At 58.0% G+C, this 21,905-nt stretch carries 17 protein-coding genes and 1 pseudogene; 7 read left to right on the forward strand and 11 right to left on the reverse strand.

Annotation, left to right across the window (positions count from 1 at the left end):
- Positions 1-13: 13 nt before the first annotated feature.
- A complete protein-coding gene (locus IQ265_RS27635) occupies positions 14-1,423 on the reverse strand; it encodes a peptidoglycan DD-metalloendopeptidase family protein (RefSeq protein WP_228038585.1) in 1,410 nt (469 codons plus the stop codon).
- Between the two features lie 93 nt (positions 1,424-1,516).
- Positions 1,517-2,287 (reverse strand): biotin--[acetyl-CoA-carboxylase] ligase, encoded by a 771-nt coding sequence (locus IQ265_RS27640; protein ID WP_194059648.1) that lies wholly within the window; start codon positions 2,285-2,287, stop codon positions 1,517-1,519.
- Between the two features lie 482 nt (positions 2,288-2,769).
- Here IQ265_RS27640 and pgeF point away from each other — a divergent pair, with 482 nt between their 5' ends.
- The gene (gene pgeF, locus IQ265_RS27645) at positions 2,770-3,561 is read left to right on the forward strand and encodes a peptidoglycan editing factor PgeF (RefSeq protein ID WP_194059650.1); all 792 of its coding nucleotides are present in this window, start codon (positions 2,770-2,772) and stop codon (positions 3,559-3,561) included.
- A gap of 121 nt (positions 3,562-3,682) precedes the next feature.
- Here pgeF and IQ265_RS27650 read toward each other — a convergent pair whose 3' ends face one another.
- From IQ265_RS27650 to IQ265_RS27670, 5 genes are all read right to left on the reverse strand, one after another.
- Positions 3,683-5,401, reverse strand: a complete 1,719-nt coding sequence (locus IQ265_RS27650; protein WP_194059652.1) for an Ig-like domain-containing protein — start codon at positions 5,399-5,401, stop codon at positions 3,683-3,685.
- Between the two features lie 2 nt (positions 5,402-5,403).
- Positions 5,404-6,201 (reverse strand): TIGR03943 family protein, encoded by a 798-nt coding sequence (locus IQ265_RS27655; RefSeq protein WP_228038586.1) that lies wholly within the window; start codon positions 6,199-6,201, stop codon positions 5,404-5,406.
- A 72-nt stretch (positions 6,202-6,273) separates the two neighbouring features.
- On the reverse strand, positions 6,274-7,296 hold the full coding sequence (locus IQ265_RS27660; RefSeq protein ID WP_194059654.1) for a permease: 1,023 nt from the start codon (positions 7,294-7,296) through the stop codon (positions 6,274-6,276).
- Between the two features lie 293 nt (positions 7,297-7,589).
- Positions 7,590-8,459, reverse strand: a complete 870-nt coding sequence (locus IQ265_RS27665; protein WP_194059656.1) for an aldose epimerase — start codon at positions 8,457-8,459, stop codon at positions 7,590-7,592.
- A 118-nt stretch (positions 8,460-8,577) separates the two neighbouring features.
- A complete protein-coding gene (locus IQ265_RS27670; RefSeq protein WP_194059658.1) occupies positions 8,578-10,998 on the reverse strand; it encodes a CapA family protein in 2,421 nt (806 codons plus the stop codon).
- A 276-nt stretch (positions 10,999-11,274) separates the two neighbouring features.
- Between IQ265_RS27670 and argF the strand changes: the two genes are divergently transcribed.
- Complete coding sequence (gene argF / locus IQ265_RS27675) at positions 11,275-12,192, forward strand: ornithine carbamoyltransferase (RefSeq protein WP_194059675.1); 918 nt, start codon at positions 11,275-11,277, stop codon at positions 12,190-12,192.
- A gap of 122 nt (positions 12,193-12,314) precedes the next feature.
- Here argF and IQ265_RS27680 read toward each other — a convergent pair whose 3' ends face one another.
- Positions 12,315-12,473: a chlorophyll a/b-binding protein gene (locus IQ265_RS27680; protein WP_194059660.1), complete on the reverse strand. Its 159-nt coding sequence runs from the start codon at positions 12,471-12,473 to the stop codon at positions 12,315-12,317.
- A gap of 78 nt (positions 12,474-12,551) precedes the next feature.
- Between IQ265_RS27680 and IQ265_RS27685 the strand changes: the two genes are divergently transcribed.
- From IQ265_RS27685 to IQ265_RS27695, 3 genes are all read left to right on the forward strand, one after another.
- Entirely contained in the window at positions 12,552-13,481 is a 930-nt protein-coding gene (locus tag IQ265_RS27685; RefSeq protein ID WP_228038587.1) for an LD-carboxypeptidase, read from the forward strand.
- A gap of 115 nt (positions 13,482-13,596) precedes the next feature.
- A complete protein-coding gene (locus IQ265_RS27690) occupies positions 13,597-14,301 on the forward strand; it encodes a rhomboid family intramembrane serine protease (protein WP_194059662.1) in 705 nt (234 codons plus the stop codon).
- 238 nt (positions 14,302-14,539) lie between these two features.
- Positions 14,540-15,256, forward strand: a complete 717-nt coding sequence (locus IQ265_RS27695) for a response regulator transcription factor (RefSeq protein WP_106867918.1) — start codon at positions 14,540-14,542, stop codon at positions 15,254-15,256.
- A 10-nt stretch (positions 15,257-15,266) separates the two neighbouring features.
- On the opposite strand, the gene IQ265_RS27700 is transcribed toward IQ265_RS27695, so the two are convergent.
- Both IQ265_RS27700 and IQ265_RS27705 read right to left on the reverse strand, forming a co-directional pair.
- On the reverse strand, positions 15,267-16,376 hold the full coding sequence (locus IQ265_RS27700) for a hypothetical protein (protein ID WP_278002881.1): 1,110 nt from the start codon (positions 16,374-16,376) through the stop codon (positions 15,267-15,269).
- 582 nt (positions 16,377-16,958) lie between these two features.
- Entirely contained in the window at positions 16,959-17,621 is a 663-nt protein-coding gene (locus IQ265_RS27705; RefSeq protein ID WP_194059664.1) for an L-threonylcarbamoyladenylate synthase, read from the reverse strand.
- Between the two features lie 24 nt (positions 17,622-17,645).
- On the opposite strand from IQ265_RS27705, the gene larC reads away from it, so the two are divergent.
- Positions 17,646-19,070: a nickel pincer cofactor biosynthesis protein LarC gene (larC, locus tag IQ265_RS27710; protein WP_194059666.1), complete on the forward strand. Its 1,425-nt coding sequence runs from the start codon at positions 17,646-17,648 to the stop codon at positions 19,068-19,070.
- A 3-nt stretch (positions 19,071-19,073) separates the two neighbouring features.
- On the opposite strand, the gene IQ265_RS27715 is transcribed toward larC, so the two are convergent.
- Positions 19,074-20,489: a hypothetical protein gene (locus IQ265_RS27715; RefSeq protein ID WP_194059668.1), complete on the reverse strand. Its 1,416-nt coding sequence runs from the start codon at positions 20,487-20,489 to the stop codon at positions 19,074-19,076.
- A gap of 1,249 nt (positions 20,490-21,738) precedes the next feature.
- Between IQ265_RS27715 and IQ265_RS27720 the strand changes: the two are divergent.
- Positions 21,739-21,905, forward strand: a pseudogene (locus tag IQ265_RS27720) (photosystem II q(b) protein); the annotation flags it as partial.

A 21,905-nucleotide genomic window follows, 5' to 3' on the forward strand; every position in this document is an offset into this window, starting at 1 on the left:
ACGACTAGCCCTCCTAGCTCGCATTGGGCTGGGCCGGGCGGAAGGGATAATCAGTCGGTAAGCCCTCCTCGGTTGCCTTCACCTCGGCTCCGTCGCGGCCCAGGGCGAGCAGTGGATTGTCGATAATTTCGAGCAGGTTGGCGACGCCGTATTCCAATACCTCAATTGGGTCTACAGCCGCCCAACCCTCAGCGGTAAGCTGACGCATTTCAAAGTGCAGGTGAGGCCCCGTGGAGGTGCCCGTGCTGCCCACCAAACCAATCACTTCGCCCTGCTCAACCCACTCCCCAGCCTGCACGGCTAGCTGAGACAGGTGAGCGTAGCGAGACTCCAGGCTGCCGTCGCCGTGGCGCAAAATTACTGTCAGGCCGTAGCCCCCCAAAAAGTCTGACACCGACACGCGGCCAGCCTGGGTAGCCAGCACCGGAGTACCCAGGGGGGCGGCTAGGTCGGTACCCGAGTGGAACCGCCAGCTCTGGTGAACAGGGTGCATACGCCAGCCAAACAGCGACGAAATTGACGCTGGCACCGACAGCGGAAATACATACTCCTCGTTGCCGCGCCGCAGCACGTTGAGGGGTCGCAGCTTTTCGTTGAGGGCTGCGCGGCTGACGATGGTGGTACTGCCCAACCGCACCCCCTGGGAGCTAACGGCAATGGGGCCTACCCGAATTTCACCCTGGCCAGCCCCGCTGCCAGCACTGTTAGCAGTAGACCCCTGGCCAGCGGCGGCTGAAGCCGCACAGGCGGCGCTGGGGCTGGTTTGCCCAGCGGCTACGGTAATTTGGCAGCCGCTAGAGCGTTCTGCAAAGATCACATTTGGCGTTCCACCCGGTTGAGCAGCTGGAGCCTGGGTAGCCCCAAGGCTGTAGTTGGTGGGGTCAATAAAGACGCTGTTGTAGCCTGCGGGCACTGCCTCATTGGCGGCGATCGCCTCAGGCACGGTGGTTTGAGGAACTATGGTTTCGGGCATCGCCGGGGCGGGGGCCGCTGCAGCCGCTGGCTCAGGAGCACTGACCGCAGCGGGAGCCTCGGCTGTAGTCTCGCTGGCCATGGAGGCCACAGCGGGCTTCAGCAAGCTCTCAGCCATGGTAGGGGCCGCTGACGGAGCCGGAATGGTAACGGTAACAGCTGCTTGAGGGGGAGGGGGAACCGGAGAGAACATCGGCGAACTCGCTGCAGGGGGTGATGTCACAACGGCTGATGCAGACGGACGCTGAGGCGTAAAGTCAGGTCGCGCTGCTGAGGGCAAAGGTAAACTTAGAGTCGCTTCAGCGCTGGGCCGGTGGGCACTGCTGGTTCCGGGCCTGAGGTAGTCAGCGGAGGTTTCGACCGCCCCCTCCTGCTCAGACACATCGGGGGCATCAGGGGTTCCAGCAACAGCCAACCCGCTGTGGGTTACCCCCATGCCGCCTACCAGCATAGCTATCTGTAGCCATACTACCGACGGATAAACTCCGGAAAGTTTATGCGTTTGAATAGGTTCTAAGTTAATTTTTTTCACCATAATCAGCCGCTACGCATTGTAGCCCAAAGTTACTTTACCTGGTTCAATCTCCAGCGTTTTGACCGCTGGTGTGTCGCTGGCGGTGGGGGTTAGCTGCACGCGCAGATTTCCCGAGGGGGCCACCCCAATCACCTCTGCTGGTCTACCGTCTACGGTCAAACCCTGACCTAAATTGGCCAAACGAGCCTGGTAGTCAATCAGAAAGGCGTCGTCTCCCTGGTTTTGCCAGTGGAGATACCCCTGCATCAGCCCATAGAGGGCGATCGCGGCCAGGTCCTCCAAGGTATTCAGCGGCCCAGCGACCAATTCCGGTTGAATTAGCTGCTGAATGGAGGTGCCAGTGGCAGGCACCGGATTAAAGCCATTCAGCCCCAGCCCGATTACCACGGTTTGAACCCTGCCGCCCTCCAGATGGGTTTCGGCCAGCACGCCCCCCAGTTTTTTGCCCCCCGCCACCAAATCGTTAGGCCACTTGACCTGCACGGGCAACCCGAGATTGGCCAGGCTGGTGGCCACACCCCAAGCGCTGGCCAGAGTTAGATAGGGGCTGCGGGAAGCTGGCAGGTCGGGCTTTAGCCCCAGCGACAGGTACAACCCTCCCTGGGGAGACTGCCACTGTCGCCCCCACTGCCCTCGCCCAGCCTGCTGCGTCGCCGCAACCAGCACCGTACCTGCCGGAGCGCCCGCCGCCATCATTTCGGCCAGCGCCCGGTTGGTGGAGTCAGTTTGCTCAACCCAGTGGAGGTGAAACTGAGGGCGTAAGGCCTGATAACAGGGCATTATTCCCAACGTTTTAGAGGGCTGTAGAACAGCCTGGCGGAGTCGATCTAGGCTCACCCGATGATTATCCTGGAGTTTATATAAATCACATTCAAGTTCGGGGGTGGAGTTCTGCCGGTGGGAAAACTCCAGAACCCGAGCTGGACTTGCTCTATAAATAGCCATCCCTAGCCCCTTTGGGGCGGCTTCACCAACGACTTCGCTCAGGGACCGGCTATCGCTGTTTTTATCGTTGGGGGTGCCGCGCTAGCGGCATGGACGATTGGTATAGAAATCAAAATAGGTTGTTAACGATCCCAATTACGCTACCACCTTAGAAAAGCCCTGGAGGAGAGCTGGGCCACGCCAAAATAGAACTTGATGAAACGGCGCTGCAGCTTAACGTCTGCTCTACATTGGCCAAAGAGTTGACCAGAGAGATTGGCCAGATGCTGCGGCCGCTGTAGCATCGTACAGGCATCACCAACGCCGGAGGGGGCAACATGGCAGACTGGTACTGGCAAAGCTGGCAGGGGCAAGACTTTCTCTGCTGTGACCTGCTGCAGCCCTGGCCCCACGGTTTTTTTACTCGGCAGTTTTGGCCCCAGACGCCCGAAACCCTGACGGCATCGCTGTCGGCAAATGCGGCGGTGCAGCGGGTGAAACAGGTGCACGGTAACCGAGTTCTGGCCCCCGCCGATCTGCCTGCCGCCGCTGCAGAGGGGCCGATGGCCGAGGCCGATGGCCTGCTGAGCGATTGCGCCCACCAGGCTCTCTGGGTTTGCTCTGCCGACTGTAGTCCCGTACTGATTGGCGATCGCGCTACCGGGCAGGTGGCGGCTGTCCACGCGGGCTGGCGCGGCACGGCTCAGACCATTGTGCCGGTAGCGGTGGGCAAGCTCCAGGCCCAGGGCAGCCGCCTCGAAGACCTGGTAGTGGCGATTGGTCCCGCGATCGCGGGAGAGGTCTATCAGGTATCGGTGGATGTGGCCGCCGCCGTGGGGCGTACGGTGGTAAACGATGCCGCCAGCGATGACGAGGCGGTGGTCAGGGCGCTGTTGCAGAAGGAACATTCGCCGCTGCTGGCCGATGACACCCCAGGCAAAGTGCGGCTGGATGTGCGCCAGGCCAATGCCTGGCAGCTAGAACAGCTGGGGCTGGGTCACGATCAGGTGGCGATCGCCCCCCACTGCACCTTTCAAGAACCCGAGCGTTTTTTTTCCTACCGGCGCACCGGAGAAAAGCAGGTGCAGTGGTCGGGCATTGTCAGCAGAGACCTAGCTGAGTTGCCCTAGGGCGTGTCATCAATTGTGGGCAAAAGTCTGACATATCAAGCCTTGCCACGCCCGACCCCAAGAACAGGCTAGGGGTTGTAAACCTTGATTTTGGGCGTTTAGCAGCTATTAATGACAGCCCCTAGGGCAGCCAGGTCGCCTGAATGCCGCTAAAAGGAAATGTCTCTGGATCAACGACAGTCGGAGTCACGACTGGATCTTCTGAATCATCCTCTGGAGCGTTGGCTGAGTCGGCATCGTCAGTGTCAGCGGCGTCAGTACCGGTAGTTCGAGACTTGCCCAAACGGCTGAGCGTATTCGCCAAAGCATAGCTGTTACCGCGATCATTAGCGCTATTGGAGGACTGATACACCAGCGGCAAATGCCAGATCTTGGGTGCCGGAGTAGAGTCAGCGGCGGCGGCCTGGTCGGCCAAATCTAGCAGCAGCGATCGCCCGTCGGGAGCTACACTCAGGTGAATCGTTTGCAGCAGGGGCAGCCGCAGCAGCGGGCTGACCTCGCCATCGCTCAGGGTGATGGCCAGCAGCAGGGGTTGCTCAACGTAGGCATCGGCCGCCTGCAGCGTATCGCTATCCGGTGGAGCATCGACCAGTTCGCTAGCCAACACGTAGAGCACCTGCCGGGTGGGGTCAAACTGGGCCTCTAAAATAGCCCCGCTGACCTGCAAAAGCTCCTCTTCACGGCCCTGGTTGGTGACCAAAAACAGCGATTCGGTAAACCGCTTTTCGGGGTCATCCTGGTTGAAGTTGACCATGGCTGCCGCTGAACCATCGGCGGTCAGATCCAGAACGCGACCGTAGTTGGGCAAGAAATCGAGGGGCTGACGCGGCCCGCTGGTCGGCTCTTCTCCCAGGTCAATAATAGCGGTGCCCTGGCCCTGAAGCAGAAGCAGTGACTGGCTGTCGGGGGCAATCAAGAAGTCGCCACCGGGCTCGGTTTCGATTGGGGTAGGGGGTTCTCCAGCCCGCACCAGCCAGGGGCCAAAGTCGGCTGGGTCCTGCTGGTTGACCCGCTGCACCACAATGGTTTGCCCGTCGGGTGACAGATCAAACTTGAGATTCTGGTAGTCGCGGCTGTCGAGTACCAGGGTCGTTTCTCCCGAGGGTGGGGGCGCGCCCTGGGGCAGTAGACGCTGCCACAGAGGCGGGCGATCGCCCATAAAATCAACCGGCGGACGGGGAGTAATGCCCGTGGTGACGGTATAGATTTGCTGATTGAGCAGACTGCCCCCCTGGCTGCTGTCGCTGGCCGAGAAAAGCACCTTGTCTCCCAGTGGGTAGGGCTTAAAGGCCAGCACCGACAGGTTTCTGGGCGTGAGAATAGTGCGCTCCTGGCGGCCCAAGTCGGCCAGCACCAGGCGGTTGGCTTCGTCACCCTCGGCCCCAATGTACAAAAAGGCCCGCCGTCGGGTTTCAAACTGGGCCTGAAACGGCTCAAAGCGGCTAGGGCGATCGCTGCGGGCAGCATAGCGATCGCGGGCATCATCCAGGCTGAGCGTAAATGACTCGCCGTAGGGCAGCGGGTCGGTGAGCGTGTAGGCCATACGCCGCCCGGCCCAGCTCACCTTGCCCGGCAGCGGTGGATCTAGGGTGAGGTTTTTCTCCACACTGGCCACATCCATGGGGCGGCTAAAGGTAATTAAAAAGGCTCGATCTTCAGTGCCGACCTGGCGGTCCTGCCAGGTGAAGTCGCGCACTCGCGCAGTGGCATGGTCACCCGAGAGAACGAGCAGCCCCATGGCCAGCGCTAGGCCTGTGATGACCATCACAGCCAGGCGGTCTAGGGGCTGAACGCGAGCCAGCCGTTGATTGCGAGAGCGACGAGGGCGACGACGGGCCATAGTTAATATTCGTAGGGAGTGCGCGGCTCAGGGATTTCGGTCAGGGTGGCAGAGCCAATGGCGAGCTGGCGCTTGCCGTTGAGGGTGGTGGTTTGCATGGTGCCCTTGATTTCTAGCCAGGTGTCGGGGGCAGGGCGAGGGGTGCCTGCTGGCAGCTCCACCGGCAGCCCCACCGGATACGCATCGGCGGCGCAGCAGGTCAACACAAACCGCGAAATCATAATGAAGCTGTCGGGCCAATCCGGAATGTGGGTGACGAACCCGCTCACCGTTGCCCTCTGCCCAGCATAGGCGTCGGGCTCGGGGTACACGTTGAGAGTGCGTACCCAGTCCACAATGGTGCGGTTTTCAGCATCGCCGCCGAGGGAAAACCGCTGGGGCCGCGATCGCGTCTGACCCAGCACGTCGGTAATGCCCCGTTGAAACGCCGTCTCGCTGGCAAAGGGGCGGGGGGTATAGATCAGGCCAAACACCGCAATGGCAATTAAGAGTACGCTGCTGAGCTGACGGGGCAGCAGCGCCAGGTGTTCCTGGCTGCGAGGAGCCGGGACACCGCGCTGGCGATAGCTCGACCACACCTGCACTACACGAGCTACGCCCATGACCAGCAGCAGCACCATCGCCAGGTAGGCCAGCCACATGTAGTCGGGGTGCAGCAGCAGGTACAGTTTGCCCGTCACCGTAAAGCGCAGCAGCATCAGCCCCCACAGCAGCAGCATGGCAGCATCAACTAAAGCCTGCCAGGGCACCGATCGCCGACTGGGAGCGCGAGAACCGTTAGCTTGAGGGATAGAGGTCATGGATGCGAGTCAAAACGACGCGGTTTTAGACGGGAATCTCAAACAATAGACAAAGGCCGCTCAACCCAAGCGTTACCCCGTGTAGAGATTCATCACCAGGGTCAGCAAAAACGTCAGCTGGGCCGCCAGCACAAACAAATAGACAATGGCGCGACCCTTAAACACCGTCAGCAGCAGGCTGATGTTTTTGAGGTCAATCATGGGGCCAAACACTAAAAAAGCCAGCAGCGCCCCGCTGGTAAAGGTAGACGCAAACGACAGGGCAAAAAATGAATCGACCGTCGAGCAAATCGACACCACCCAGGCCAGGGCCATCATCGCCACAATCGAGGTGACTGGCCCCTGCCCCAGACCCAGAATGACCTCCCTGGGCACTGCAACCTGAACAAAGGCGGCGATCGCGCTGCCGATTACCAGCACGGCCCCCAGTTCTCGCAGCTCCAGCACCATGTTATCGACCATCATTCGCAGCCGGGTGGTCATCGACGGTGGAGCCACCGCCACCTGGGCCAGCACCTGGGCGGGCGGGGCGTCGAGCTGTAGCACCTGCCCCGGTGCCTGCATTAAAAACGTGCCTGACTTAAGCAAGGGAGATATCTCCGGCTCGGCTGGGCCCGCTACAGTAGGCTCAGGCTCCCCCATCATGCGGGTCAGATTGTCCTGCAGAAAGGGGCGCACATCAGCCTGGGCGCTAAAAATAAGGGCGATCGTAACCGCCACAATCAGGGTGAAGCCCACCCGCAAAAATACAATTTCTGGCTGGTCGCGAAAGGCAATCCAGGTAGCCCAAAACACCACCGGGTTCACCGTTGGTGCGGCCAGCAAAAACCCAATCGCAACGGCTGTGGGCGCTCCTTTGGTCAGCAGTCGCCGCGCCACCGGAATGTTGCCGCATTCGCAGACCGGAAACAGAAAGCCGATTAAACTCCCCGCCAGCGCTGCCAGCACCACGTTCTTCGGAATCATGGCCAGCAGCTTTTGCTCATCGACAAACAGCAGCAGCACGCTCGAAAAAATTACCCCCAGCAGCAGAAAGGGCATGGCCTCGACTAACAAGCTAAAAAATAGCGTGATGCCGTTGTTGAGTTGGGTCATAGAACCAGCCGTGATGCAGGGCCGTGATGGAGAGAATTTTCCTGGCGGGTAATTCCCTTCAGGCAGAAGCACATTTTAGCGGATCTTGATGTTCCCTGCCTGTTCGCGGGGATCGCTTTAGGCTAGGGCGATCCCCAGGATCTATCGGTCCCCCCAAACCCGCTAGGCCAACCCTTGACGCTTGATTTTGGCCGACCAGAAACAGGCACCAGCCCCAGCCGACTTCAATAGGCCCCGGCTGTAAACAGCTAACTGCCCCACTAACGTTTTGAGACTAGGGACTGATAACTGCGCTACAGAAACGCGATCGCCATCTGCACCGTGGTTTCTAAGGTCTGCTGAGGGTCAATTACCAGAAGATTTTCGCCCGTATTCAAGGCATTACGCGGGGCTGTCCAGGGTTCTAAGCAGTAGTAATCTTTCCCCTTCACCGTCCAGAACACTAGCTTGGTGTAGCCAGCGCTCCAGGAGAGCGTTAGCCGCCTCCCCAGGTGATGATCGGTGACCGTGGCGGCGGTCGCCGTCAGCCCTTGAAATGCCAGATCGATCTCCTCTTGGCCAAAGTCAAAGCTGCCCTCAAAGGCTTCTACCCCACCGCTCAAGTGGTTACGGAACTCGTTTGAGGGAATGTCAAACGCGAGCTGAGACTTGTCTTCTACTAAAAAATAGGGGTGCAGCCCGGTCGAAAAGGGCATGGGCTGAGTGGAAAGATTGGTGAACTGCTGCTGTAATTCCAGGGTGTGACCCCGCAGATTAAAGGTAAATGCCAGCTTAAACTCGAAGGGATACTGGGCCAGGGTCGCCTCACTGTGGGTCAGTTCTAGGGTGAGGCTGGCGGCGGTGGCGACGTCTTGGTGGGCCACCTGCCAGGGTAAATCGCGGGCAAAGCCGTGCTGCTTGAGGTTGTAGGTCTGCCCCTCCAGGCTGTACTGGTTGTCGGGCAGGTTGCCGCAGATTGGAAACAGAATGGGAATACCGCCCCGTACCGATAACTCAGGGTTGGCAAAGCGATCGCGGTCAAAGTAGAAAATATCTTGGCCTTCGACCTGCCAGCGAGTGGCAATGCCACCGCGATCGGGCACTAGTTCGAGTCGGGCGGCGGTATCGGTGTCAGAGAGCACATAGGTAGAAGGGGAGTCTGCTTTTAGAGCAACGGCGAACACAGGGCACCTCAGCGGCAGTATGCCTAGACGTTATCATGACTCCCTTAAGGCAAGGGAGTCTACAGTAGTTCGATTCGTCCTAACCTTACAAAGACCTATAGCCCGGGGTGTTTGAGGCTTAGTCTGCTGCCGCTGGCGCTATCGGTGCAGGGCTTTCCGGTACGGTATCAGCCCAGCTCGAAGCCTCACCAGAAACTTCACTTAAAATCTCACCAGAAACCTCAGCCACTTTGTCTTGAGCTTTTGGCGGCGGAACCAGGGTGGCTACGGGTTTTTCACTGCCCAGATTGGGCTGAGGAGCCGATATCTCAGTGTTAGAGCCACTGCCCCCCGATCGCTGGGTTGGCACCGGCTGAAACTCGCGCTGCTCTGGCGATACCTTGGGTCCCCACTCCAGCAGCTCTTCGTTGAACTCTACTTCTACTTCTGGCTGTGCTTCAGATTCTGGCTGCGATGCAGGTGCGTCTGTAGCCTCGGGCATAGGCATAGTATCCGCAGGAGTGGTGGGTTGATCAACCGTTTCACTGGGCTCAGTTAATGCCTCAGGCAATGACTCCAATTCAGCCTCAGTTTCAGGCTCGGTCTCCTGCTCAGGCGATCGCTCCAATTTGGGCTCAGTCTCCTGCTTGGGCGATGGCTCCACCGGCAAGACATCTTCAGCCTCGGGCGACACAAAGGGGCTACTGGGGTCGCTGACGGTTTCTGGGGGCACCTCCGGGGCCTTTAGATCTAGCACCACGGGGGATTTTAGTGGTTTATCAAACTGTGACGAGGCCTGCTCAATGCGCTGCAAAACGTCGTGACTGGCGTCGCCCGTCAGGGTCTTGGGCCGAGAGTCGCGCACCCGCACCGGTACCAGCTCCACCTGCATCTGGTCGTCTTTAAGAGATACCTTTAGAACGGCAGAATCTTGATTTTCGACTGGCTCATCGGGGCGAAAGACAAAGTCTCCCAGGGAGTAGGCAATCGGTCGACCTTTATAAATTTCTCCCCCCTGAATGACGGTCGGGTGGTAGCCCACAACGACATCGGCTCCCTGATCGATGGCCAGGCGAGCCAGGTTAGTCTGCATGAAGTTGGGCTGTTCGCTGAGGTGATCAACCCAGCGAAAGTTCACTACAATCCAGTCCACCTCGCTCCGTAGGGCTTGAATATCCGCCACAATCTCGGGCATATTTTGGGCATTAAAACCGGCGCGGTCTTTAAAGGCCGTGGCGGCTTTGAAGGTTTCAACTTCCTTTGCGATCGCCTTGTCATCAGCCCCAGCTCGCTCCTTGAGAACGTCAGTATCGTGGGCGGCATTGCTGCCTCCCATGGCGTAGCTCAGGTAGGCAATCCGCTTCCCTCGGACATCGAGCACTTCGGGGCGACGGGCCTCTAGAGCATTGCGCCCAGCTCCAATTCGGTAGAGGCCCTTGCTGTCGAGGGTGGTCAGGGTTTCGTCTAAGCCCGCCGCTCCGTAATCCATCAGGCGGCTGTGGGTGAGGTTGACAATATCAACGCCGCTATTGACCAGCAGATCGACTGCATCGGTGCGGGTCTGCTGGCGCAGGCCCTCCTCCAGATTGGTAGCCGCCGTTGCCAACGGCGTTGCCAAATTGACCAGGGCCAAATCGGCCTCGCCGTAGTCGGCAACATCGGCAAAAAAGCCGCCGGGGGCCGTCAGCAAGTCGGGAGCAATATCTTCTAAAGAAATATCGCCACCAAACAGGAGCGTGACATCGTCGCGAGGGGCGGGCGTCAGCGTTGGGTGAGTGATCACACCGACCGGCTCAAGGGCTGCATCAACCACCGTGGGCCGGTGGCCGGTAGCGGTCCCGGCAGGTGAGGCGGAGGCACTGGGCCTGGCAGAGGGACCTTCCACTAGGGCAGTCACCTCGTTGCCTGCACCTGTCTCCGTCGGGGCGACCGGAGTCTGGGCTCCACGGGCAGACTTGCCCTGCACCTCAGACTGAGCCGAAAACTGGGGCAGCACTGGGGAGGGTGCCGAAATAATCACCTCTAGCAAGCAGCCCATCACAAAGGCCGCCACCGCTGACCCCGACAGCACGAAGGTTCGCAGCGTCTGCAAGTGCTGGCGCGACAGACCTTTAGCCAGACGCGGTGAGCGAATTTGAGCCGGCAGCGGCGAGGGCTGGTGGCGCTTGGCCTTAGCCTTTAACTCGGCCTGATGGCGCTTGAGGGCCGGGGTAACAATTTTGATGCGCTGCTGCCACAGCACCCGGCGATGGCCCAAGGGCCGAGCGATGACCCAAATGCCTTCGATTAACTCTGAGTTGAGCAGCCACACCCGATGACACAAAAATCGCAGCAGTCGGTCTTTAACGGGCGGCTGCTGAAACTCCACAATCAGTCGCAAACAGCCGGGGCGATCGGACTGCACTTGCACAAAAATGCCGTGGGTCGCCAGGGGCTGGTTCAGCCACAGAGCAATGTCGCGAAAGTAGCCCGCCGCCGCCCGCTCTCGCACCGTAGGAGGCTGAGGCAACGGCTCCAGGGATACTAGCCGAGGCTGAGGAGGAACAACCGCACTAATCATAGGAATGCAAACACAGATAAAACAGCATCACCAGAAGTGGCTGAGCAACGCTCTGTAGGTCGAAACCAGAAGCTGAAACCGCCACGGCAAATGCAATGCCCCAATCATAATGCAGACTTGAAAGGGCGGCACATCCATCCCCCTGCTGATCCCCGAGAGCCTCGCCTTGGCCCAGCAGCCAGCTGTTCTACGCTTTTGCCCCTGCCGATACAGACCAGCACAAGGCTTCCCCAATAATCTGCTAATGTCTTATTTTTACGAATCCTGCCTATGGCCATGCCACCCCTGAGCGGACGCGACCTGCTGAGCCTAAGCGATCTCAGTGCCGATGAGCTGACCGAACTACTCGCCTTTGCCACCGAGCTTAAGTCCGGCAAGCACCACCCCCAATTTCCGCAGAAAGTGCTGGGGCTGCTGTTTCGCAAAGCTTCGACCCGCACCCGAGTCAGTTTTTCGGTAGCAATGTACCAGCTGGGGGGGCAGGTGCTGGACCTGCATTCGGGAGTTACTCAGGTGGGTCGGGGTGAACCGACCAGCGACACCGCTCGGGTGCTCGATCGCTATCTCGATGTGGTGGCCATTCGCACCTTCGATCAGTCTGAAATTCAAGAATTTGCCGACTACGCCTCTATTCCTGTCATCAATGCGCTGACCGATCTAGAGCATCCCTGCCAGATTCTGGCTGACCTGCTCACCATTCAGGAGGAGTTTGGCACTCTCAAGGGCCTGACTTTGACCTATCTGGGCGACGGCAATAATGTGGCCCACTCCCTGCTGCTGGGCTGCGCCCTGGTAGGCCTGAACGTACGGATTGCATGCCCCACTGGCTATGCCCCCAACCCAACTATCGTGGAGCAGGCCAGCCAGTTCGGGCAGGGACGAAGCAATGTGTTGGTGACAACCGACCCCGAAGCCGCCGTCAAAGACGCCCAGGTGCTCTACACCGACGTCTGGGCCAGCATGGGGCAGGAGGCCGAGGCGGACGATCGCCTGCCGATATTTCAGCCCTACCAGGTGAACGAGTCGCTGCTGGCAAAGGCGAGTAACGATGCGATCGTGCTGCACTGCCTGCCTGCCCACCGGGGCGAAGAAATCACCCATGAGGTGATCGAAAGTTCTGCCTCCCGCGTTTGGGCTCAAGCGGAGAACCGAATGCACGCCCAGAAAGCGCTGTTAGCTAGTGTTTTGGGTTGAGCGAGGAATTGAGATGAGGGGGCTAAGGAGGGTGAGGGGATAAGGTGGGTTCAAATCACAATACCTTCATTTCCCCATTCCCTTGTCCTCCCTATTTTTCTGGCTACGTCTGGCTTGCGGCTCTAAACCAGATTCAGAAAGTGCAGCACGCCCTGGCCACTTAGAGCTTCAATAATGACAGCGAAGGCAAAGCCCAGCATTGCCAGGCGGCCATTGAGACTTTCGGCGGCAGGGGTAAAGCCCCACTCTTGAGATTCAGAAGAATTAGAGAATTTGGCCATGGGTCTCTCTGTGTAACGCCTTGTCAACATGTAACGCTTTGTTAAGAAGTATAGCAAGTTTGCCCTGGAGCTAGAGGTTTGAACGCTGATCTCCCCACCCCCAACTCGTCATCGCTGCAATATCCGCCGCCGCTGCGAGCGGGCGATCGCCTCCAAGCCATTGCCCCCAGCGGTGCCTTGCGCGAGCTAGAGAGCTTTAACCAGGGGTTAGAGGTTTGGCGCAGCTGGGGGTTTACGGTCGATGTTAGCCCCGGTGTCAGCGACCAGTGGGGCTACCTGGCCGGGTCTGACGCCAACCGCCGCCAGCAGCTCGCTCAAGCCCTAGCCGACTCTACCTATCGCGGCATTCTCTGCGCTCGCGGGGGATACGGTGGTACCCGGCTGCTGGAGGGCTGGCAGTGGCCCCAGGCGCTGGCCCCCAAGTGGTTGATTGGCTTTTCTGATGTCACCAGCCTGCTGTGGAGCCTGGGCCAGCAGGGAATTGCTGGTCTTCACGGGCCATTGCTAACTACCTTGGCCTCGGAACCCAAATGGTCGCAGCAACGGCTCAAAAGCGTAGTGATGGGTTACCCGCTCCCGGCCCTACACGGCCAGGGATGGGGCAATGGCCAGGTAGTGGGACGGTTATGGGCGGGCAATCTGACGGTGGCTACCCACCTGCTTGGCACCCTTCACCAGCCCAACCTAAGCGGCGCTATTTTGGCCTTTGAGGATGTCACCGAGGCCCCCTACCGCATCGATCGCATGCTGACCCACTGGCGAATGGCGGGCCACCTGGCGGGGGTAAAAGGTATTGCCCTAGGGCGCTTTAGCCGCTGCGAACCGCCGGAGGGTGTACCCAGTTTTGCGGTCGCCGAGGTGTTGCGCGATCGCCTGGGCGATCTGGGCATTCCCGTAGTGGCGGAGCTGCCCTTTGGCCACGACGGCAGCAACGCCGCTTTGCCGGTGGGGGCCATGGCCCGTTTAGATGGCGACGCGGGCAGCCTTGAAATTTTGCCCCATATTTAGGGGGTCGACATCTAGATATAGGCGATGGGTACGCAATTGGGGCTTTGCTGCCAATCTCCCCAACAATCTCTCTAAAATAATGTTTCTACAATAAAATTACGCATTAGGTATCGCCGTGGTTCCCCTTCGTGACGATAACCCTGTCAGCATTACCCCGGTTGTTACCTATGGGCTGATTGGACTCAATATCGCCGTATTTGTATTTCAGCTGGGCCTGTCGCGGGAGGGGCTCGACGGTTTTTTTGACGCCTGGGCACTGGTACCTAACCAGCTAACAGATAGCTTTCAGGGGGCGCTGCAGGCCCCTGCCTCGGAGTGGATCACGCTGGTATCATCGCAGTTTCTCCACGGCGGCTTTTTTCACGTGGGGGGCAACCTGCTCTACCTGTGGGTGTTTGGCAACAATATCGAAGACCGGCTGGGGCACGTCAAGTTTTTAATTTTTTATTTGGGCTGCGGCGCTCTGGCGGGTTTGACCCAGTGGGTGTTTGACCCCTCCTCTACGGTGCCAACCATCGGGGCCAGTGGCGCGATCGCAGGCGTCATGGGAGCCTATATTCTGCGATTTCCCCGCGCCCACATCGTTACCCTAATTCCGCTGATCATCTTTTTTACCACCGTCCGCATTCCGGCAATTTTTTTCCTGGGGTTTTGGTTTGTCCAGCAGGCGCTGTTTAGCATCGCCAGCCTCAGCACCGAAACCAACCTGGGCGCGGGTGGCGTCGCCTACTGGGCCCACTCGGGAGGGTTTGTGTTTGGGTTAATTTTGGGGCCGCTGCTGGGGCTCATGCGCTCCCGCCCCGGCTCGGCTCGTCGCTAAAGGGCAGGCGCAGGGTGCCCTTTAGCGTGGCGGTGCCCACTGGCCAGGGTGGTAACTTCACAAAGTTCTCGAGTAAGCTATGGAATTATTTATGTTTTTATGGCTGATGCCGTTCAAAGTGAGTGAAAAGCCCTAAAAGGGCATTGGGTGCTCCTGCTACGGCTGGTGCCGTAGGTCACTTCCCCAACGGGTTCCTGACACTCTCATCTGACCAGTCAACTTACAGAAAGGTACGACTATGGCGGAAGCCAAGATCCTCGTTGTCGATGACGACCCCGCAATCCGCAACCTGATTCATCGGTTCCTGGCCAAGCAAGACTATGAAATGGAGTCGGCCGAGGACGGCAAAAAAGCCCTGGCGGTGTTTGAGCAGTTCACCCCTGATCTGGTGATTCTCGACTTAAACTTGCCCGATACCAACGGCTACGACCTGTGTAAAGAGATGCAGTCGCGCACTGGCGTGTTTGTGCTCATGCTGACCAGCCGCACCGATGAGTCGGACAAAATTCGCGGCTTTCACGAAGGGGCCGACGACTACCTCACCAAACCCTTCAGCCTGGGTGAGTTGGAAGTGCGGGTAGGGGCTATTCTCAAGCGTCAGCGCCCGGTTACGGCGGCCGAACAGCAGTGCCTGACCTTCAACAGTCTAGCCATTGACCCAGTCCGGCGCGAGGTCATGCTCAACGAAGAAATGGTTCCTCTAACCGCCCTGGAGTTCGACCTGCTGCACTTTTTAGCCAGTCACCCCGGCCGGGTGTGGCGGCGGGCCGAACTGATTCAAAAGGTGTGGGATTATGACTACGTGGGCGACCAGCGGGTGGTCGATGTGCACGTTGGCCAAATTCGCAAAAAGATTGAGAAAGATACGACTCAGCCTGCTCTGATTCAAACAGTGCGGGGCGTGGGCTACAAGTTTGAGCCCCCCGGCACCGAATCAGAAGCGATCGCCGGTTAGCCGCTTCCCCTTAGCTCGCCTCTGAACCCCGCGCCTGATTGCGAAACGTCCAGGCCAGTTTGAGCACCTTAGTCCAGTTGCGCTGCACCTTTTTCGGCGTCCAGCCCAGGGCTTGGGCGATCGCATCGTCGCCCAGGGCAGCGTCGCTAACCTGCTGCTGCTTGAGCGTCAGAAACCGGCGGTAGTCGGGGGTTAGGGTGGCTAAAAAATCAGCCCATTCCGTGGGGGTCATGCCCAGACGAGCCTCCAGGTTGGCCCCCAGCCACTGGTGGACTAGCTGCCACTCGTGCTGCTGGGAAAATTTTTCGACATGGTACTTAAAGCGCTGCTGCAGATAGTCGCGCTCTCGGGCCGAGAGGCCTAAGATATCGTCAATTTCGGCGGCGGAGCAGTCCTGGAGCTTGAGCACTAAGTAGTTTACGCAGTCGGGCTGGTTTTGGGCCTTGAGATATTGCATCAGGGCATTGATCACGCGATCGCGCATCACCCCATCACCGGGGTCGCTGCTCTCGGCCATCATTTTTTCGCGCACCTGCTGCACAACCGAACTGCGCGCGTGAGACTCAGCCGCCTCGGTCTTGGCCCCCTCTGTGACCAGGGCCATATCCACCGATGTCTCAGCGGGTTGACGGCGGCTAAAGGCCTGCGCCCGCAGCACAATCAGCTGCTGACTGCCGCCCCGCAGGTTAATGCGCCGTTTCGCGTACTGCTCGCTAAAGGCCATGTACTCCGCCAGCTCCAGCCGGGTGCGGGGGGTGTAGGTAGCAGGCAGATCATGTTCTCGCCGAAACGCGTTCAGCACCTCAATGTAAAAATTCTGCATGAAGTCTTCGAGCAGGGCATAGCGGCCCTTAAACCCCAGCTGACTGCCCTGGGGAGCCACATGGCGGTAGACAATGGCGCTCAGGCTGCTGTGCAACTCTACCCGACCCCGATGAGAGCCCATGTCGTAGTAGGTTAGACATTTGCTCACTCGGTGGCGCACCAGGGCCGTCTGCCAGTGGTTGATATCGCCAGAGGCCTGAATGCGATCGCTGAGAGCGCAAATGCGGTCAATTTCTGCGGTCAGTCGCTGTACAACCCCAGCTAGCCCCCCAGGCCGCCGCTGCAGATGAGCCATAAACTGGTCTTGCACGAGAGCAGCCACCGTCGGTGCAGTGTCCTCCCCCGTCGGTTGGGACGACGACTCTAAAAACGACTCTGGAGATGATTCTGGGAACGACTCCGGGGGCAGTGGAGTCCCAGGGGATGATGGGGGCATGGCAATGCAGGTAGATGCGGTCTTCATAGTTACCCAATCCTAACAACGACACCAATATCGGGAATAGCCGGTCGGGCCAATCGCTCAGCTGGCTGAGCCACCGCCTGCCGACCCCGACAGGCTTGTTGTGTGCCTCCCAGTCAGCCGCAGCGATTTCCCACGCTCTGTGCCAGCGGTAAAATCTGCCCGCTGCGACCGCAATCTCCCTGCCCTTGCTCTGATGAATTTTAAGCCCGAGCTGTGCCGCTGCTTTCCCTGTGCGTCAAAGGTTCACTGAATTTTTGTCGAAGCAATGAAAGCCTTGTTGTGTAGGCTATGAGCTTTAGCTGTCGGTCTCGCGATTACCGTTTAAGCGACGACGACGCGACTAGACAACCTGTCCACTCCGCCTGCCCCCGGTCGCAGACTGGTAGAGTGCCAGTTGCCCAGTTGCCCCTGACGCTACGCCAGCTGGGCACCCCAATCAAGAGCCATTTCCCAGCCCAACCCCTGCCGCACAACTAAAGGCTGATCGCCCTCCATGTCGAGAATGGTCGAGACGTCGTAGGACAGCGGCTGGTCATCGTCCACAATGACGTCTACCAGCTTTTCTAAATTGTCAAACATCACCATTTTGTCGACCGGCATGTCAACCGCTCGCCCCGAGTTTGAGGCGGGCAGCAGCGTCAGGGCCGAGGTCGAAATCACCGGGTTTTGCAGCGCCTCTACCAAGGAGAGGCAAATAGGGTGATCGGGCACTCGAATGCCTGTCGTCCGGCGCTTGGGGCTCATCACCAGGCGAGGCACCTGGCGAGTAGCGGGCAGCAAAAAGGTAAACGGCCCCGGAATTAGCCGCCGAATTAAACGATAGGCCCCATCGCTGACCACGGCATAGTCGGCAATATTAGATAGAGAGGCGCACAAAAAGGTCAGCGGTTTCTCGTTGGCCAGCTGCTTGATCTGGCGCACTCGCTGCACCGCCCCTTTATGATTGAGGTCGCAACCGATGGCGTAGACTGTGTCTGTGGGGTAAAGCGCCACCGCCCCCTGACGCAGCGCCGCCGCGATCGCTTCCGTTTTGCGGCTTTGCGGGTCATTGGGATGTAGCTTGTAGACTGTTGCCATTGCCCTTCCGTTTCTGTTGTTCTGTTGAAAACGATAGCTTACCTTGACTGCCCTACCGGCATTGCGGGTGATATGTGTCTGGCCGCCCTGGTCGATGCGGGCGTGCCCCTAGACTACCTGCAAGCCCAGCTGGCCCGCCTGGGGCTAAACGATGAATTTACTCTCTCGGTGGCCCCCGTCCTGCGCCAGGGATTGCGCGCCCTCCAGGCTCAAGTTGTGGTAAAAGCTACCCCTAATCATTATCATTCTTCAAAACAGCCCCCAGAGCCCTCCCCACATCACGGCCACGAGCACCGCCACCACGACGGACAGCCCCAGCACGTCCACGCCGTCTACCCCACTCGCAACCTGCCCGCGATTGAGCACCTCATCACCCAGGCCCACTTGCCCGATCGCGTTCAGCGCTGGAGTCTAGCAATATTTCGCAGTCTGGCTAAGGCCGAAGCCGCCGTCCACGGCATTGCGATCGATCAGGTTCACTTCCACGAGGTAGGGGCCACCGACGCCATCGTTGATATTGTCGGCACCTGCCTCGGGCTCGACTATTTAAATATCGATACCCTCGTTTGCTCGCCCCTTCCCACTGGGCGAGGGCGGGTCAAAGCGGCCCACGGCTGGCTGCCCGTGCCGGCCCCCGCCGTGCTCAAGCTGCTTGAGCAGCACCAGGTGCCTCTCTACAGCAATGGGCTCGATGGCGAGCTGATTACCCCCACTGGGGCCGCGATCGCCACAACCCTAGCCCAGCACTTCGGCGACCCTCCAGCCATGACCCTGCACCGCACTGGGTTAGGGGCTGGAGGCAAATCGCTACCCGTGGCCAACGCGCTACGCCTGTGGATTGGGGTAACAGACACCCCCCCCCCAGCATCACCGTCCCCCAGGTTGCCCTCCCAAACCCTGCCCTTGGCAGAGCAACCCAAACCAGAGCGGTCAGAATCAGAGCGGTTAGAAAAGACTGCAGAGCCCGAGATTCCCTACGATCTAGACACCGTTATTCTGCTTGAAACTCAGGTCGATGACCTGGTTCCCCAGGCCGTCGGCTACCTCTACGATCGCCTCTTTGAGGCCAGTGCCCTAGACGTCTTTACCCAGCCCGCAGCGATGAAAAAGTCGCGGCCCGGACTGCTGATTAGCGTCATCTGTCGCCCTAGCGATGAACTCCAGTGCGTCGACATTCTATTTTCTGAAACCTCTACCCTGGGTATTCGCCGTCAGCCTCAGCAGCGATGGGTGCTTCCCCGGCAGATTGAATCCCTCCAAACCCCCTATGGGCTTGTCAACCTGAAGGTGGCCTACCATCCCCAAACCAAAGCCATTCTCAACGCTCATCCTGAATACGAAGACTGTGTGGCTCTTGCCTGCCGTCACGGCATCGCTTGGCAAGTGATTTACCATACCGCGCTCAGCACCTGGTACAGTCAGCCACCGTCGCTTCCCTCGCCAGGTTAACGCTTACTTCTCATCTAAAAACGTCTCGTCCAAAAATGGTGGCTCCTCCAACAGCCCTTCTAACGGTGTCCCCTCCTGGATCAGCCCATCAGCTGTCTCAGGCAGTTTGGCATAGGGATATTTAAGCGTTTGAGAAAAAATTCTAAAGGCCTCTACGCCCCGGTGCTCTGAAAGAAACTCAGCATTAAGCTCACCCGCATGGGAGCCCACCTTGACCAGGTTGTACTCAATGTTGTCGCCGTAGATAGCAAAGGTGATTTGAAACACCTCTAAAAAATTAATCACCCACTGACATTCACTGCGGGGAAACTGTTCATAATAGCGAATTAGACTGGCAATCCTAGCTTCCAGGTAGGGCAGCGTATGACGCGAAACCAGCACCAGCTTGAGCAAAATAATGGCTAGCGTCAGAGCGTTCCCCTGGGAAAGCACCAGCGAAAATAGAGGCGATGGCTGCTCTTGGTCCTCCGTCATAAGGTAATCGACCGCTCGATTGCACGTGCGCAGTACCAAGGATGTGTCCAGGGGCTGAGGCTCAAACTCAGCGTACAGGTCGACCAAACGAGCATCCAGATGATCCTGAATTTGCTTTGAAATCGGGTTACTGTTGACGGTATAGAGTAAGTAACGCGTCAGACTGGCTTTAAACTCACCATAGTTACTGTCTTTGACCTGCGCCAAGAACAATCGAGCCAGGTTTTTATAGCTAAACTCACCTCGCCTGGCCACAATCGCCTTAACTAATCGGAGGGCACTGTCTCCCAAGGCCGTAGGGTTGTCTATGGTGCGCCCGTGGACCTGCCCGGCTTGTCCGTAGGCGGTGTACATAGCCAGATCAAGCTTAAACTTGTCTTTCAATCGGCGGGAAAGCGCTCGAGCCGCCTGACGTTGCTCGACCGGGTTAGCCTCATTGACATACTGCGGTACCAGCAGGTAGGAGGTGTAGCGGCTGGCCCATTCATCAGGGCGATTGAGGGTACGCTCTTCGGTATAACGCGCCGCAAACAGCCGCAGTTCCTCGAAGTCGTAGCTCTCAGTAAACCGAATTAACCAGTGGCGCAGCCGCTTTAGAGTCGGCGATAGGGTACGACGCTGAATCAACGGATCTGCAAAAATATCTACCAGGTCTTGAATTGCATCAAACTGTCGAGCAACTTCCCAGTTGTTGACCAGAATGTAGCAGCAGCGCTTAATGGTGTTGCGAAACTCCTGTTCGTTGTTGGCAAATAAAATAACGTGAAGAGCCGGCAATGTTTGGGAGCTAACCGAGTCGGTGTGGTGAATGAAGAGATGTCGAAATTCCTCTAAAACATCGTCAGGATGCCAAATTTTGACAATCTCGAGCAAAAAATCGTAAATTACCTGCTGCGCCTGAGCTAGCGTTAGCCCAGGGCGCGAACTATAGTCGTTTGACTCCATTGCAGGGTATCTTGACACAGCTTCCCGAGACATTGGTTCCTCAACTCAACCCTTAGCAACAACCAGGGTTAACTTGGAGCTAACGACCTTTTTCGAGGGCGTTGACTAGCAGCCAACACATGCTATTAGCAGGCCCTGCTCTTCTACCTTCCCCTCTGTGCCGGAATATGGCAGCGGCCATAGTCAACCCAGCAATAGCCGTTGAAGGCTGGGTTCTACACGTTGAACCCGACAAACTCCAAACCCAATGAACCCGATGGTAGATTCACGCTCCTAAAGTCAGCCAGACCTAAGCCGGCCTAACCCAAAAGCCGTGTACTCACATATTTACAGATGCGATCGGACTTTAAGTAGTTGCCGTAAATCATTTGTGTAAATTAACACAGCACAACGCCGTCTTTAGCCTAATCGGCCATTGTGCTGAACCGCATACAAATACACCGTTGCCAGTCGAACCGTAATTTGAGGGAAAGTATAAAAATCTACTGGTAACTCAAGTAGCTAAACTACAAGCCCTTCTCCACATACCGCCAAAACTTGGGGTGAGGGGTTAGGCCCTACAGGGAACTGTACCAAGAATACTACAGGCAATTTGGTGTGCTAGATCAGAGTTTGGCGAAAGCCAGGTCAGCAAAAATCTACACAAAAAATCCTCTATTGAGGATGTCTTTGCATAGAGATGGTATGGGGGCGGAGGGGCTCGAACCCTCACGACCGTTTAAGGTCAACGGATTTTCATTCTCCCGCAGCTTTCGCTGCTGCCCAGCGAGGGCACGGCCCCAGCCAGGTTTTGAGAATTGGACCCTCCCTTTACCCTCGTCTCTACGTTAGGGTAGCTCCCGTCGGGCCTCTGCACCTTCTAGCGATAGTTCTCGCCAGCTTGGCTCAGGATTGCCGTATCCAGTTAATGGTGTTGCCACCTCAATCTAGAGTTAGGTTTCCCTGAGTTTGAGAGCTTCCACTTAGCAGATTTCTCCGCTAAGGCTCAGTTTTCTAAGTCCGTAGCGTCTACCATTCCGCCACGCCCCCGCGTTGGTCTAAGTTCATAGACCTTGTAGCCATCGCTCCAGGACAGAGCAAGGCAGATTCCTATTCCACCACCAACCGCACGGGATTGCAACTCTCTGGAGCCTAAGCTTTCCCCATGATTATTTTTTCCTAGCATCTATTTAGGAATGTGTGCTAATGTAACGGTAGCTGAAGTAATTCTCAGCAACATAATTTAGTACATTACCTGGACTAATACATCATGACCACTACTCTACAGCGGCGCGAAAGCGCCTCCCTGTGGGAGCAGTTTTGCCAGTGGGTGACCAGCACCGAGAACCGCCTGTATGTGGGCTGGTTCGGCGTGTTGATGATTCCCACCYTGCTCGCTGCGACCGCCTGCTTCATCGTTGCGTTTATYGCMGCNCC

It is taken from the genome of Nodosilinea sp. LEGE 06152 (assembly GCF_015207525.1).
Classification (GTDB): domain Bacteria; phylum Cyanobacteriota; class Cyanobacteriia; order Phormidesmidales; family Phormidesmidaceae; genus Nodosilinea.